The organism is Listeria immobilis (genome assembly GCF_014322845.1).
GTDB lineage: Bacteria > Bacillota > Bacilli > Lactobacillales > Listeriaceae > Listeria > Listeria immobilis.
The window spans coordinates 132763-147667 of sequence record NZ_JAASUA010000002.1 but is presented as its reverse complement, the minus strand read 5'-3'; the positions used below and the strand labels follow the sequence as shown (position 1 = coordinate 147667).

15 protein-coding genes and 1 CRISPR repeat array are annotated in these 14905 nt (G+C 32.4%); all 15 genes read right to left on the bottom strand.

Annotated elements, in window-relative coordinates; all coding sequences use genetic code 11:
- Positions 1–105 precede the first annotated feature (105 nt).
- Positions 106–504, bottom strand: coding sequence for a hypothetical protein (locus tag HCJ45_RS03650; RefSeq protein ID WP_246456451.1), 399 nt, complete (start codon positions 502–504; stop codon positions 106–108).
- 8 nt (positions 505–512) lie between these two features.
- Positions 513–749, bottom strand: a complete 237-nt coding sequence (locus tag HCJ45_RS03645) for a transposase (RefSeq protein ID WP_187124064.1) — start codon at positions 747–749, stop codon at positions 513–515.
- Positions 750–786: 37 nt separating this feature from the next.
- Entirely contained in the window at positions 787–1332 is a 546-nt protein-coding gene (locus tag HCJ45_RS03640) for an RNA 2'-phosphotransferase (protein ID WP_425489886.1), read from the bottom strand.
- Positions 1333–1336: 4 nt separating this feature from the next.
- Positions 1337–1696: a hypothetical protein gene (locus tag HCJ45_RS03635; RefSeq protein WP_187124062.1), complete on the bottom strand. Its 360-nt coding sequence runs from the start codon at positions 1694–1696 to the stop codon at positions 1337–1339.
- Positions 1697–1715: 19 nt separating this feature from the next.
- Positions 1716–3404: a T7SS effector LXG polymorphic toxin gene (locus HCJ45_RS03630; protein ID WP_187124061.1), complete on the bottom strand. Its 1689-nt coding sequence runs from the start codon at positions 3402–3404 to the stop codon at positions 1716–1718.
- Entirely contained in the window at positions 3401–3769 is a 369-nt protein-coding gene (locus HCJ45_RS03625; protein WP_187124060.1) for a ribonuclease P, read from the bottom strand. Before HCJ45_RS03625 ends, HCJ45_RS03630 begins: the two co-directional genes overlap by 4 nt.
- The gene (locus tag HCJ45_RS03620) at positions 3770–4054 is read right to left on the bottom strand and encodes a DUF3130 domain-containing protein (RefSeq protein WP_187124059.1); all 285 of its coding nucleotides are present in this window, start codon (positions 4052–4054) and stop codon (positions 3770–3772) included.
- A gap of 478 nt (positions 4055–4532) precedes the next feature.
- Positions 4533–6489: a CRISPR direct-repeat array (repeat unit 30 nt; unit sequence ATTTACATTTCACAATAAGTAGTTAAAAAC).
- 199 nt (positions 6490–6688) lie between these two features.
- Positions 6689–6967: a CRISPR-associated endonuclease Cas2 gene (cas2, locus tag HCJ45_RS03615; protein ID WP_187124058.1), complete on the bottom strand. Its 279-nt coding sequence runs from the start codon at positions 6965–6967 to the stop codon at positions 6689–6691.
- Between the two features lie 7 nt (positions 6968–6974).
- On the bottom strand, positions 6975–7973 hold the full coding sequence (cas1b, locus tag HCJ45_RS03610; protein ID WP_187124057.1) for a type I-B CRISPR-associated endonuclease Cas1b: 999 nt from the start codon (positions 7971–7973) through the stop codon (positions 6975–6977).
- A gap of 3 nt (positions 7974–7976) precedes the next feature.
- Positions 7977–8465 carry a CRISPR-associated protein Cas4 gene (gene cas4, locus HCJ45_RS03605; protein WP_187124056.1) on the bottom strand — a complete coding sequence of 163 codons (489 nt, stop codon included), beginning with the start codon at positions 8463–8465 and terminating at the stop codon, positions 7977–7979.
- An 11-nt stretch (positions 8466–8476) separates the two neighbouring features.
- Positions 8477–10687 carry a CRISPR-associated helicase Cas3' gene (gene cas3, locus HCJ45_RS03600; RefSeq protein WP_187124055.1) on the bottom strand — a complete coding sequence of 737 codons (2211 nt, stop codon included), beginning with the start codon at positions 10685–10687 and terminating at the stop codon, positions 8477–8479.
- A 69-nt stretch (positions 10688–10756) separates the two neighbouring features.
- Positions 10757–11545 (bottom strand): type I-B CRISPR-associated protein Cas5b, encoded by a 789-nt coding sequence (gene cas5b, locus HCJ45_RS03595; RefSeq protein ID WP_187124054.1) that lies wholly within the window; start codon positions 11543–11545, stop codon positions 10757–10759.
- Positions 11523–12392, bottom strand: coding sequence for a type I-B CRISPR-associated protein Cas7/Cst2/DevR (gene cas7i, locus HCJ45_RS03590; protein WP_187124053.1), 870 nt, complete (start codon positions 12390–12392; stop codon positions 11523–11525). Before cas7i ends, cas5b begins: the two co-directional genes overlap by 23 nt.
- A complete protein-coding gene (gene cas8a1 / locus HCJ45_RS03585; RefSeq protein WP_187124052.1) occupies positions 12382–14067 on the bottom strand; it encodes a type I-B CRISPR-associated protein Cas8b1/Cst1 in 1686 nt (561 codons plus the stop codon). Before cas8a1 ends, cas7i begins: the two co-directional genes overlap by 11 nt.
- Before the next feature lie 17 nt (positions 14068–14084).
- Entirely contained in the window at positions 14085–14807 is a 723-nt protein-coding gene (gene cas6 / locus HCJ45_RS03580) for a CRISPR-associated endoribonuclease Cas6 (protein ID WP_187124051.1), read from the bottom strand.
- Positions 14808–14905: the final 98 nt, after the last annotated feature.

The following is a 14905-nucleotide window of genomic DNA, read 5'->3' as shown; positions in this document are numbered from 1 at the left end:
GAAAAAACACCTCCGTTAATTTCATTTTACATGAATCCAACGAAAGTGTTTTCTTTTATTCTCATTTTTTAGTGGCAATTCCCATATAATTAGGTGCTTTTTATTCTACTGCTTATCTTCCCCAAAAAAAGAAATATTTTTTTGATCCAATTCTTCCACAATAATATCTTTACAAACTATAGAAGCTGTGATTATTGATAAATTAAGGGAACACTCAATAAATTCTTCATTATCTCCATACTTTTCCAGAGAAATATCTTGCATAAAATAGCCTAGTTGTCCCTTGCTCATATCTCTCACTTTCATACTAGTCTCTGGAGTAAAACTGTTTTTATACGATACTTTGTAACAATTCATGAATTTAATTGTATATACTTGATTCTCTTCTCCCTCAAATATCACATGAACTTCATCACCAAAATAAAGTGTTTTACAATCATATACTCTAGCATCCCAGTATTCTGTATCCTCAATCACTTTTTGTATCATTTTAATTTTTTCCATATTTCCTCCTACTTTTCATATGGAATATGTGCATCTGAGCTTTTTCGATTCACAATATTTCCATTTATATCTATTGGATTTCCGTTATTGTCAAATAAATGTACATGATCAAACTTTGTCATATTATCTGGTGGATCAATTTTCATTCTAACTTTTCCGTTTAAATCTCTAACATGAATAAAGCCATTGTTTTCTGTATATTTCCAACCATCTGGTAGACCATCTAAAATATCAGCCTTTGTCATTATTTTAATCATCTAAAAACAGAATTAAAAAGTATCTTTATTTTTGTAATAATTCAAGAAATTTTGAGGGGATACTGTCTGCTAGCCAAACTTTCTCATTTCCCAAATAGAAAGTTATTCCTTTAGCTCTAGCATTTTCTGTGTTAATCACTAAAATAATCGGATTCTTCTCTTTTCTTTTCCCTACTAAAATAGCTGTCTCTATATCTTCGGATAAATGAACATATTGCCTGGACATTGGAGATAAACCATTTTTTTCAATTTCAGATAAAAAATCATGTGCAGTCCCATGATACAGAAATTTAGGAGGAATAGCTTCTTCTTTTACTATTTTCATTGGAATAGAGTGTCCATACAATGCTCGAATACTATCTTCTTTGATTTCATGCCTCTTTTTTTCTGATTTTTCAATCATTACTTTTAAATCATCAAATTCTACATTTTGCCATTCAGTTGACTGACGTAATGCTTGTAATAATTGGTCAATTGGCACCCAACCATTTTTATCCAGTTCTAACTCATATTCCCATGGAGCATGACGTAATGCATAAGAAACTTCTTTACTCAATTTTGTATAATTTATTTCATTAGACAATTTCTTCCTCCCGATTATATTCAATCATTGTTTTAACAGCAGATTCTACCCACTCCCATAAATCCTCAAATTCGCCTCTTTGTTCAAAACCTTCCGTAGTGAAATCATGAATTAATTGAACTCTATTTTCTTTTCCAATCTCAAAACAAGCTATATCATCATTATCGTCTCTTCTTGCAAAAGGTATTAACTTTCTATTCGGGTATCTTTCTTTCAAGTCATGGTACCTTCTAGTTGCCTGACCTGACTCAATTAAATACCACACATCAAAATCTATCAAGTTTAATTCAATTAATTTATTATAGGCTTCAGGATATATAAATACGTCTTCTTCAATATAAAATTTCTTCATAATTATAAGCACATTCTTTCTATTTTATTTTCTCTAAGTCAAACGACCCCATTGGATTGTTATTTCTGAAATCAGCTTTCTGTTTTCCAACTCGTAACTCTATAGCTTCACCCCATGTTTTTGGAACCCCTTTTTTTGTTGTAAATCTATCTATTGTGGCTTGATTAGGTAAAGGTGTATCATAGCTTCTAACATTGGCTTGAACGTCTATCCCAACCTTTCTAGCTGCTGCAACTCTTGTATTATCAAGAGTCGTCAAACTACCATCAGGCATTCTCACAACATCAATTGGGTCACCTTTCCAACCATTCGCTTTCATACTAGCAATAATTTCATCTGAACCATTTACAGAAGTTTGACTGAACCTAATTTCCGAAGGGTTAACATTTTCAATATTCTTTCCAGCTCCACTTGCTTTCTTAATCTTTTCTAAAACAGCCTTTTCTTTTTTTAGATATTCTTTCAAATTGGAGGCTTCTCTTGCTTTTTGGCTCGCTTCGATATTTTGACGGATTCTACGGGCCATTTCGCTGAGTTGGTCTGGTAGATGCAACTTATTGGTTTTGGTTTTTAGCTTGCCTGCTTTCTTCATTTGTGGGTCTTTAGTAACTTTGGGCGCGTTTCCTTTTTCTGTTAAAATAGCTTTATTTCTGATTGCCGCAATGCTAAAACCTAGTCCTAGCGCCATATCTGTTAACCCGGTATCGTCCATGACATCTTTCCCACTGGCAATATAAGCAGAGGTTCTTAAAATACCAGCACTGGCATCCGTTACTTTTTGGCCAGTTAAATAATTCACTCCTTCTTTCCAGGAGTCATTGACTTTGCGTTCCAAGTCTTCTCCTGATAGTTCTGTATAAGAAATAGGGGGTAAATCTTGGCCGTTTTTTTCGAGAAAGTCTTGCAATTCCTTGTTTTCTACCCGTTTCCCATTTTTTTCAATTAACCACATGGTCACGTTTTTTCCTTTGTCGTTCACGTAAGTATAAGCAAACAAGGTGTAGTCTTCGAAACCATCTGGATAGGGGTCTTTGTCATTTTCTTTTCGGGCATTATCCAGGGCTTTCTTCATGAGCTGCAAGCTTGAAGTGACACTTGGTGACACGGTGTAGGTACCTGTTTGCGCATTGAATGTCACATGTTGAAGTAATTCTTGTACCGAACGACTGGTTGCGAGAATAAGTTCATGCAGTGCGCTAAAAAAATCCCCATGACTTTGTTCAAATGCCAGGTATCTTTCCAGGATGTTTTCCTTTTCGATTGCTCGCAAAAGTTGCGTATGGACACTTCTTGATTTCACGACATAAACTTGTTCCATGTCTGGTCGTGTATTTGGGGCGGTTAATTGTTGGTGTAAATCTTCTTCTTTTCGCTGGAGCTGGCTAACTTTTTCCATCACTTCTTGTAAAAGCTGGGCATCGACTTTGGCAGAAGGAGAAGGATCTACCTGGGCGCCAAATTCTCGGATATATTGGGCTAAACGTTCTTCACTTTCATTAAGCGCTTCGATAATACTTTGAATAATGGGCATATAAGTATCCGTAAAATACTGCTTGGATGTGGTCACTGCTGCACCTTTTAAGCGATCATCTTGTGCATAATCGGCTGCTGCTTGAGTGATATTTCCTATCATATCTTTTGCTTCTGCATTACTACTACGTAAACCATGAAGAAAATCGTTCAATTCTGCGATGTCTATTCGGCTCATGCTCTCCACTCCTTTTGCAAGGTTGTTTGTTTCGTTTCTAGTGCGTGGAGCTGAGCCTTATTTTCTTGTTGTTCCATTTCCAAATGTGTTTTTTTCAATTGGAGGTCTTTCTTCCAGGCAGTCGCTTCTTCCTGTTGTTGGTCTTCTAAGAAATGATGAAACCCATTCGCTTCTTCTCCTTGCCAGCCAGTACGGAAATACTCCAGCAATTCCCGTTTTTCTTGTTCAAAGTGCTTCGTGTCTTCTTCCAGCCAATCTTGTTTATTTTGTTTTATTCGAGTCTGATCTATATGGGTTTCTGCGGTTGTTTTTTCTTTTTGTATTTGTTGGAGTTCTTGTTCTAGTTGGTTGTGTGTTGCATCCATTTAGCGCACCTCCAGCTGACTGATTTTCTGTCCGGCGCTTTTATCTTGATTTGCGTAGGCAGTTCCCATTTGTGTCAGTCGCTCGCTATCTTTTTTCGTGACCGTTTGAAAACGCTCCACTACATCCAATAAATCAACTAATGCCGATCGCAATTCATTAATCGAATTGGCTCTTGAATAGGGCATATTACCATTTTTTAGTGGTAAATAGCTCCCGTCACTGGCGCTTGCCAAGTTGCTTGCATGGCTTTGGAAAGTCGTTTCTTGTACCTTTATCTCACTCATCTCATCGTTTCCTCTCTATCTAAAATGAGGGGATTTCTCCCTATCTTTTAGTATAGCATTTTGTTAGAAAGCATTTGTGAGTATTTTGTGAAATTTCTGCTTAAAAAAGAGGAAATAACCTTAATTATATTTTAGATGGTTATAAAAAGCTTAGAAATTCTAACCTCTAAGTTTGGGATATATTGAAAAAATATTGGATATTTACATTTTTTTGCGTTTTTGTAGATAAGTATCTCAGTATTGATTATATATCGTAAAAAGTAGTTAAAGTGGTTGAGAAGAATATGAATGATTTAGAATTTAATCTTGCTCATATTAAAATATCATAGTTATCGATTACTAGAGTTTTCATAAACTGTAGATAGATTTACATTTTACAATGGGTAGTTAAAAACGGTTCACTTACTACATAAGTTCCGTACGGTAAGCCTATTTACATTTCTTTGCAAATTTCAATAACTTCCTCACACAATTCTTCATTTACATTTCACAATAAGTAATTAAAAACAAACTAGTTTAGATTTATCGGAACTTACAAAAAAATTTACATTTCACAATGAGTAGTTAAAAACCGATTTGAAGGATTAGTTTTATGTTACAATATTGTATTTACATTTCACAATAAGTAGTTAAAAACGCAAAACGTATAAACATACGCACGAACTCGAAAAATGATTTACATTTCACAATAAGTAGTTAAAAACTTTTCAAAATCACTCCTTATTTTCTAGCACCACTTTATTTACATTTCACAATAAGTAGTTAAAAACTCTTTCGCAAGCAGGATACAAAGTTCCAGCTAATATATTTACATTTCACAATAAGTAGTTAAAAACGAAACGCCTTTACTTCAAAGTGATGGCTGGTGTTGTATATTTACATTTCACAATAAGTAGTTAAAAACGGAGAAAAATGTAATTGGAATTTTTGAATCCAATATATTTACATTTCACAATAAGTAGTTAAAAACTGGTTGATTACATTGGTAAAAGCTGGGACTTCGATAATTTACATTTCACAATAAGTAGTTAAAAACGATAAAGAAGGAACCTATACAGTGACTTTTAGTGTTGATTTACATTTCACAATAAGTAGTTAAAAACCTTTATTGGAAGCAGGTGTTTTATAAAATGATTAATATTTACATTTCACAATAAGTAGTTAAAAACAAACAAAAAAGGTAGATTAGTAGCAAAAAGAGTATAATTTACATTTCACAATAAGTAGTTAAAAACCTGTAGGTCAAAAGTTGAAACAGGGGCAGATTATATTTACATTTCACAATAAGTAGTTAAAAACGGAGATAGTTCACTAGATTTATTCCTTTATTCTTTATTTACATTTCACAATAAGTAGTTAAAAACAAACAGCAAGAAGAAATATGGGTACGACGTAACCGCATTTACATTTCACAATAAGTAGTTAAAAACAATTTAACCGTAGCCTTTTTAGTTATGTTGTTCTTTATTTACATTTCACAATAAGTAGTTAAAAACGTGAAGTACAATGAGCCAAGGACAATGGATACTAGGATTTACATTTCACAATAAGTAGTTAAAAACGAGAAAATGTGAAGGTTACGAGGCACAATAATAAATGCATTTACATTTCACAATAAGTAGTTAAAAACGTACTATATATGAACAAACAATACAGAGTTACTATATTTACATTTCACAATAAGTAGTTAAAAACGAAAATGAAAGCGACGTCGAAATATATATGAAACGCATTTACATTTCACAATAAGTAGTTAAAAACTTTCACATTATTTAATGCGACATCTTGACGATCGATATTTACATTTCACAATAAGTAGTTAAAAACAATAAAAGCTTTTAAATATTCCGGTGAGTATTTATATTTACATTTCACAATAAGTAGTTAAAAACAGTTAGTTCATCTAAGTATCGTAGTTTAAAATGATAATTTACATTTCACAATAAGTAGTTAAAAACCCAGTCGTTGCATAGGGATATAGTGGGGACTAGTTGATTTACATTTCACAATAAGTAGTTAAAAACTCTATTCTTCCTCATCTTCCTCATCTTCCTCATCTTCAAAAATGTGATTTACATTTCACAATAAGTAGTTAAAAACTCAATATATTTGAAAGATGACACATTGACTTATACGACATTTACATTTCACAATAAGTAGTTAAAAACGTTCTGTCAAAAGTGACTTAAAATCAACTATGACAGCATTTACATTTCACAATAAGTAGTTAAAAACCTGAAAATAAAATCTCTTGGGAGGCGAAAGAAACGAATTTACATTTCACAATAAGTAGTTAAAAACAACATACACTGATAGTATACTTGACGAGTATACCGTTATTTACATTTCACAATAAGTAGTTAAAAACCTTTAACTTGTAACATCATGCCCTGTCCATCAGCGAAATTTACATTTCACAATAAGTAGTTAAAAACCCGTCAAAATCTTTCCTTACTCCCATCTTACCTCACATGCCTATTTTTGTCGACCGATACAAAAATAGGTGAAGTTTAGTTTTGTTTTCCTATTTTAAACAAGTAAGATTTCCGAAAAAGCTTCTCCCCCAGCGCATTTCATGTTTCTGTCGACCTCCCGTGTTTTTCACACTACTAGCGGTCGACAGAAAAAATTCAGCTAAAAGAAATTCGATGTTTTTTCATCCGCTAATCCCCAAAATTCTTTTTCTAGCCATTTTTGTTGTCTGCTAGAAAATAAAATCACAGAATCAACATCCTGACGAATATAATTATCTAATTCCATTCGTAATTTCACCAAAAGTGCTGGAGTTATTTCTCCTTCAAATACTGATTTTTGAACATGTGTTAAATATTTTTTGCAAATTTTAAAGACATTGCGCCAAACTTTAGCACCACCAGATTCAACAGAAATGTCATAAATTAGAATTACATACATATACTACTCACCACCAAATTTTAAATCCTTCATATTCTTTGTCATTCATTAAATGTTTAACTATTTTATAGCATTCCAAACGAATTAAATGTCGATACGAAACATTTCGACCTAGATCACGATGTTTTATTGTTTCTTTCATTCTTAAATCATATGCTTGTAATACTTTTTGACGTGCTGTTTTATTCATGTAACAAAAATTGGCTTCTTTTTCGAAATCATCTTCCGTAATCACCTTTTTATTTAGCAAACTAAATATTATTCGATCTGCAATCAGCGGTTTAAATATTTCTGCAATATCAAGACATAAAGAAAATCTACGTTCCCCCGCACTATGCAAATAGCTAATTACTGGATTTAGTTGCGTTTTATATATTTCTGTTAAGCAACTAGAATATACTAAAGAATTAACATATGAAATCAAAGTATTAATCATATTATCTGGCGGTCTTTTCACTCTTTTTTCAAAGTCAATTTCTTGATTAATAATTTTTTGCCATGCGTCATAGTATAGCTTTCTAATATTCCCCTCAATCCCCATTAAACTTTGTATATCTCCCATCTTTCCTATGGATTTTCGTAAAAACTTAATTTCCTCCATTTCTTTTGCTACATCTTTTCCTCGTTGCTTGTAATATCTCAAATTTCTAAGCAGATTATAACTAGCCGCCTGAGTAAACTCGCTAGCAATATATTGTCGTTTCTTTTCATCTGTATAATGTTCCACTTGTGCTATCAATAATTGCCCTGAGACATTTGTTTCTCTAGGATAGTAACTTCCAGAATAAAAACCATAGTAATTAAAAATATGAATCGGAATTCCTAATTGACCAATATAATTTAAACCTTTCGTATTCATGTTTACCTCTCCAAAAAGGAAAATTTCACGAGTCATCTCAACCTTTAAATCCTTAAACCTTCCATCTGGTGCCGTTAACCTAATAACATTATCTTTACGTTTTAGCTCTCCATCTGAAAATAAATAATAGCTTTCTATTTTCCTCACCCCTCAAATATAGCAATACTCATAGTAGGCACATTTTTTGCAAAGTGGTTTATCTATTACTTTTGGTGGTTTAGTATCGTTTGTTATATTTTCTATTTCTGTTAGTATATTTTCAATTTTTAATAAATCTTCTTCTGACAAGAAAATGGTCTCTCTTTGTCTTAGTTTTGGGTAATCAACCACTCCTTTCTCAATAACTATCCCTTTCTGTTTTAAAAAGTACATATAATACTTTAATTGCCAAATCCCAGCTTCTTCAATTGCTCGGCTTTTTTTTACCTCATGCAGAACTTTCCAATCTTTAATAAAATCAATATTGACTGTTTCATCAATCATTATCTGCCCATTTTCTCTGGTATAACTAGTTTCATCTAATAATTTTCCAAGTTGAACATTTTCATCTAAGTGTTCCATTCGTATCTCTTTAGAAAAACACCACAGTTTTCGTTTACAAACAAAATAGTAATACACATGTGTCCCGCTAATTCTCATGTGCTTGCCTCCTAAAAGAATAAACTTTCTTTTTGTTTTTCTTGTATGATGATTCCTATTTCATCTGAGTAATCGCATTTAAACTCAATCACATTTTCATAACGGTTGATTCTATGAATTTCTTTTTCGCTTTTGTTATACAGATAATCTGGAATGTTCAGCATAAATTCAGCCAGATTAGTCCTTGCCATCATTTTTTCTTTTTTTGATACTTCTTTGGATGATTTGTCTAAGATTTTCATACATCTAACAATTTCATCTTCATTCTCTTGCCACACTTTTTCTGGAATAGCTGATACAGAATTTATATTTCTAAATTTGCTACGAACTTCTTTTTTATCTAATTCATAACTCTCAAATCCCTGGACATATTTTAAAGTTTTAGTAAGTTCTTTATAAAATTCAGTTCCTTTTAATGCTTCTGTAGAATATATTTGTTCAACTATCGCCATCTTTTTCGCCTCAGTCAAAATACCACTACAATCCTTTATTGTTTCTTTTGAATTCACAAAAATTGTTTTATCAATAAATTGCCCTACTCCAGAACAAACTTTTTCTCCCCCATCAAACACATACACATTCGTAGCCACATCAAGTGCACGATTTCTGTAACATCTGCCCATTCTTTGAAAAAGCCCATTAATGTCAGATAGCTCTGTGAATAGCAAGTCAAAATCTATATCAAGAGAAGCTTCCACGACTTGTGTTGCAACCCAGATACATTCTCCTGGATTATCTTTCTGCCCATCTTTAAAAATTTCTTCTTCCTTTTTGGAGCGATCTTTTTTAATAAATTGACTGTGAATTAAACGGATTTTTTTATTTGGAAATATATATTTTAGTTCCGAGTGCATTTTTTTCGCTTTATTTATCGTGTTACAAATAACTAAAATTCGATTCCCGTTAAAAAATGGTTCAATGAAAGCACTATCTATCTCAGTATGAACAACCTCCACGCTATGTCTAACTCGCTCTGAAACAAATTTTTCTTCTGGTTGAATAAAATCCACTTCATTATCATGGAGCAAATCCCGTACAATTCCTGGCAAGGTAGCTGTCATAATACAAAATTTACCGCCAAATTTATCAATATAAGATAACCCAATAATTAAATATGCAAGTAAGTCTGGTGAATACATTTGAATTTCATCAATAATTACTTTGGAGTATGATAACGTTGCTAATTTATGTTCAAATCCAGCATAACGGAATACAAAATCAAACAACTGATCGAGTGTGCAAATAGTGAGTGGTAGAGACATTTGCCTTGTTCTTGTATAGTATTCATCAATCTCCATGTCTGCGTTTTCTTCATGTAATAGGTATTGGCTATAAGTTTCTGAATGAAGTAACCCAACTCTTTGTGCTTGTCGATCAGTAACAATCTCATCAATAATTCTGGTATATATGGCATTAATAGCTGTCCGTAGAGGTAGTGTAAAAAAGCCCTTATTGTTTCCAAGCCAAAGTAGTCCCGCCTCTGTTTTCCCCATTCCAGTTTCAGCAATTACGATAACGTTTTCATTTTGGTGTTGTAACATATATTTTTGTAGTAGATTCCAATCAGTAGCCGCGTTTTTTTTTCGAAAATTCGCTAATTGGTGCTCCATGGATTCTTGCAGGAAATCATTTTCGAGCTCTACATCAATACCAGCACTTGCCGCGAAATCAATTCGGTTTAGTAGACCCTTTAGTTGGACGTAGTTTTTGAAATTTTCTATTGTGCCTGAACCATCCTCTTCAAAAATACGAGCATCTGGATAGAAATAAATTGCGTCTATTTCGCTACTATAATCCGCATTATCAGCTAATCGATCATAGAAAAATGTTTTCCATTGCTCTGCTAATTTTTCTATTTCATTTTCCCATTCTTGTTCCGTAAAATCTTTTTTTCTTTCATGATGGCGCGCTATCGCTTGATAAACTACCTGTATTTCATCTTCCGAATACCCTAAATCTTCTAATTTACTATAAGGGACAAACGCAACTGACAAATAGCCGTGGGGAATCTCTTTTCCAACTCCAGAACCATTTCCCACCTTCTTTTGAAAAAGCCGATTCATCTTTCCTAAATCATGCAGTAAACAAACTAATTCTAATAAGTACCAATCTACATTGATTTCTGGATAAAGTTCTTTAAGGGTTTGATAGTTTTTTAGTAAATTATCGGTGTGCTCTTGAATTGTTTCGGGGGGATTTGATTTTGCTAAGTATTTTTGCATGATGAAACCTCCTAGTTAGAAGAAAAACCCCCTTGAAAACTTTATTCAAGGGGTAACTTTTCTTATTTATTACGCCTCTTCTTCAATAAAAACCAAACAATCATCTTTATCCAAATAAAAAACATCATTTTTTGAAACAAAAATTCTACTTGAATAAATAACATCTTTCTTACGCCATTTACGGAAAAATTTCGGCGCTTTTTCTGTTCCATGATTAACACGTTCATATTTCTCTGTTAATAAATACCTAGTTCCTAATAGCTCACGACGTCCAACAGAGCTTTCTTGTGATTTAAAGCGAACCAATTTACTTTCTGCGAGCGAAATTGGTACATAGGCATTATAATCTTTATAAATATGCACACTTTTATTTTCTTTAGGCTTCCTTTTCTCCACTTCCACAACATCCACAGCTTGAATTGTAGCAATATCCTCCCGACGACCAAGTGACGGATACTCAATTGGCTCTTTGAATGCTTTTTCAATAACTGGAACAAGCGATGGGTCTTCTGGGATAATATGTAGCAGTAATTCTAAATCCACTAATAATTCCACAGTGGAAATCCCACGACTCACGCCATAATTATCGACTTTAATTTGATGGCGTTTTTCATCGTAAGTCATTCCGTTTTTAAACTCATATCTCGTCGCTAAATCATTCACTTTGGAGAAGTGCTTACCTTGAATACTAATTTTCATTTCGTGGTAACTGGTAAATCCACAAAGTGTATGAACCATCCCAATCACAGTTGAATATGGTGGCAATGGGTATGTTTCTTTTAATTGAAAACTAGTCGGCTTTTTATAATTAACCAAATCCTGCCAAAGTTTTACTCTAATTGCCTTCATAATAGTCATCAATCTTTTCTTTAATTTCATTGAAGAATATTGGTACAGATTTTGCGTTTAATCTCGTTTTTACTTCATCCGTGTTCGTAAATTGGCCATCAATAATACCAACCATTGTATTTCCACCAATTTCATTATATTTCAATAAACCTTCCATATTCTCAATAACGATTTTATTGTCTATTACATCTACTACATTTTGGAATACTGGATTTTTCACATCATAAACTCCGCCAATAACGAAGAGCGGTTTTAAGTCTTCACGGCGTCCGCGAATATCACGATATAAGAATGCAACAGTATCCATTAGCTTGTTCACACGACGAGCTTTTTCTTTCTTATCAATTTCCACCGTTCCATCAATCCCAATTTGGTCTAAATCAATTGTGATGGTGTAACGATAATAAGATTTATGAATTTCCGCTTGGGCGATATTCATATTTTCATTTATTTTATCTGCTTGACCTTTATTTGTTAAGAAATCTAAATCACCTTTAAATGTTTCAAGAGAAATTGCATTAGACAAGCGTACCTTAGCTGAACGCTTTTGTCCGCCAGTTCCTTTTTCTGTTTTTAAATAACCAAAAAAGTCTAGCTCAGGAAAATCTACAATAGAAGCTTCACTTAAAAATTGAATAACCTTCTTATCGCCGCCACCTTCTGCTTTTACAGGTGCTACTTTTTCGCCAATCTGTTCCATTAGATTATAGCGAATTGCTTGGCGAGAAATATAGGTATATTGATCACCATTATTGCGAGAAATCTTTTTTAATGCCGAAATATTACCAAGAGACTCCCCATAATTGGCACTTTCTGCTTGGAAAACGATTGTCATTGCTAGTCCTTTATTTTTCATCTGAATTCCCTCCATCTTCTTGTTTTAATCTATTTCCACTCACTCCTAACATGAATGCATAACCGATTGTCTTAAAAGTTTCTTTATTTGAAAAGACTTCGATAAAATCACGAGGAATTGGTTTAGCTAAATAAGAATAACTATTTAATAAAGTATCCATAAACCCATCCTTATCATTTACTTTTAAAGCATTTAACAATTTATATGTGATTCCCGGTATTTTATTTTCTGATTTTTTATCATAATAACCTTCTTTAAATAGCTTTCCGAATAACTGAATTTTCCCCAAATCAATTTTTTCACTCATTAGCACGTTTACCTCCTTCAAAAATTTTGTGTTTATCTCTAAAATCCCTGCAACATGCCCTGTTTGGTAGTACAAGCCACTTACATTTGTTTGCTTATAAAAAATCAGCTTATGAATAAGTGTAAATAAATTTTCATTATTCATTAAATGTTGAATGACTTCTTTGTATAAATTGATATTCAGATTTCCTTCTTTATAACCACATTTTATTAAACTCTGTAAAACTGTTTTAGAATCATTTAAAATATGCAGCATTTTTTTGGAAAGTAAATTAAACCGGTAATGTTCATTTTCGTATCTAACTAATTGAATGTCCGCTAAATCGAACCTTCTTTGCTTCTCTTTTTCCATGGTAATAGATTCCACTAGCGCCCTATATGGATTAACCGAATTAATCCCATCATTATTAAAGTGTAAAATGGATTCACGCATATGTTCATTCACATCATATAATTTATCTATACTAAAAGAATCGTTAACAAACATCCCTTCTCCATATACATACGTAAATCCTGCTGGAACACATGAATAAATTAAACGACATATTGGGCAGGTCACAACATCATTATTAAAATCCCAGACATGTGATGTTTTCTTTTTAATGTCAAACCCTATATCATTCATAAAGCTAAGCCCTAATTCCAACTTTTTAATTGGTTGATTACAAATAAAACAGCTATATTTCGCTTTTGATAAATCTGTATCTAAATATTCGAAAACAGGGGCCAAAAACGAAACGTTATAATCTTCATAAGGATCAATAAATTTAGTTTTTAAATAAAGAAATGATGCGCCTTCCCACCCTTTATTAATCACAGAATAAATCAGATTTTTTGCGCCTAAATACTTGAGCCCTTTCTCGCTAGCACAAAAATCGATAATAACGTCTAATTGGTCGTATGTTTCTTTTACTTCCTCAAGCAATTCCACTTTTCCATCTTCCAATTTTTGTTTTTTTGATAGTTTAATAAGAGATAAATTACCAAGCCACTCTTCCACATTAGCTTTAGGATCTATTAGTGGAAAAACTTTAATATAATTGGATTTTTTTAAATAAAATTTCACTACATCTTTTACATACTTATTCAAATCTTCTAAAGCCTTTTCATCAAAAGAAGCGAAATCTTCCGCCCTGTAATACTCCATCTTCTCTTTATATGAAACAATTTTATGCCAAGCTAAAGTTTCTTTGTATTCTCTGATAAAATAATTGAAATATTTGGTTTCAAAATTTTCTAAAACCTCTGTTGAAAAATTTAATGTTTGTCCATCAATTCTCACATTTTCTTTCCCAACAATATTAAGAAAACCAACTATACCAGCATTTACAAGCCAATCATTCGCTTTTAATTCAATCTCTGTTTGCATAAAAATCCACCTCCGTTCTAAAGCTGCTCTATCATGCCAAAACCAGATCCCGTCATTGTACCGAGTCCGTTTTGAAGAAAATATTTTTGCAAATAAGGTTCTGCTGTTAATTCAAATACGCCTACCGAACTTTCAATATGTATATCATGGCAATAAACAACTACTTTTTTCATTGAAATTGGCGTTATTTTCATTTTCTCTAAATCATAACGGGCTTGTACCCCAAACTCCTCTTCTAAAAAAGGAGACATATTTCTTTTTAAAGTTGATTCAAACGCTTCATTTTCAAAACTATAAAACCAATTTTTATACGTATCTTTATAGTGATTTCGACTAACAATAGGAGAAAGCGTTTTCAAAATTGTTTTTTCTCCGATAATTTTTTTCTCAGTATCCATGATAACACTTTTAATAGTGATATTATTTTGAGATGAAAATGGTATTTTATTATTCTTTAATTGCATAAAAGCGTTATAAAAAATCACACCTGTTTCTGCATTTCCGGTAGAAAAATTAATGATACAATTCTTCTCTTCTAAATAAATTTCCATTTTTTTATTTTGAGGCTTAGGAAGATATACTGAAAAAGTGTAATTTTTCCTTTGATTACTTCCAAAAAAAGCTTGATATTTTTCTGGGACAGTTTTCTCAATTCCTGTTTTGAATAAACTGATTATTTTACTTCGATAATCTTTTGGAATTATATTTGATTCAAAATCACAATTGATTCGTAGTCTCATCGTGTCACCTCCTCCGCTATTTGTGTTTAATTTAACATAAAAGAACTACTAAATCCAGTGAAAATAAAACACTTAAAAAAGTAGTGTATTTCTTGGCA

What these genes read in the sequence shown, in the direction of transcription:
- HCJ45_RS03650 (WP_246456451.1), bottom strand. Translation starts at nt 504, where the DNA reads ATGGAAAAAATTAAAATGATACAAAAAGTGATTGAGGATACAGAATAC.
- HCJ45_RS03645 (WP_187124064.1), bottom strand. Translation starts at nt 749, where the DNA reads ATGACAAAGGCTGATATTTTAGATGGTCTACCAGATGGTTGGAAATAT.
- HCJ45_RS03635 (WP_187124062.1), bottom strand. Translation starts at nt 1,696, where the DNA reads ATGAAGAAATTTTATATTGAAGAAGACGTATTTATATATCCTGAAGCC.
- HCJ45_RS03630 (WP_187124061.1), bottom strand. Translation starts at nt 3,404, where the DNA reads ATGAGCCGAATAGACATCGCAGAATTGAACGATTTTCTTCATGGTTTA.
- HCJ45_RS03625 (WP_187124060.1), bottom strand. Translation starts at nt 3,769, where the DNA reads ATGGATGCAACACACAACCAACTAGAACAAGAACTCCAACAAATACAA.
- HCJ45_RS03620 (WP_187124059.1), bottom strand. Translation starts at nt 4,054, where the DNA reads ATGAGTGAGATAAAGGTACAAGAAACGACTTTCCAAAGCCATGCAAGC.
- cas2 (WP_187124058.1), bottom strand. Translation starts at nt 6,967, where the DNA reads ATGTATGTAATTCTAATTTATGACATTTCTGTTGAATCTGGTGGTGCT.
- cas4 (WP_187124056.1), bottom strand. Translation starts at nt 8,465, where the DNA reads ATGAGAATTAGCGGGACACATGTGTATTACTATTTTGTTTGTAAACGA.
- cas3 (WP_187124055.1), bottom strand. Translation starts at nt 10,687, where the DNA reads ATGCAAAAATACTTAGCAAAATCAAATCCCCCCGAAACAATTCAAGAG.
- cas5b (WP_187124054.1), bottom strand. Translation starts at nt 11,545, where the DNA reads ATGACTATTATGAAGGCAATTAGAGTAAAACTTTGGCAGGATTTGGTT.
- cas7i (WP_187124053.1), bottom strand. Translation starts at nt 12,392, where the DNA reads ATGAAAAATAAAGGACTAGCAATGACAATCGTTTTCCAAGCAGAAAGT.
- cas8a1 (WP_187124052.1), bottom strand. Translation starts at nt 14,067, where the DNA reads ATGCAAACAGAGATTGAATTAAAAGCGAATGATTGGCTTGTAAATGCT.
- cas6 (WP_187124051.1), bottom strand. Translation starts at nt 14,807, where the DNA reads ATGAGACTACGAATCAATTGTGATTTTGAATCAAATATAATTCCAAAA.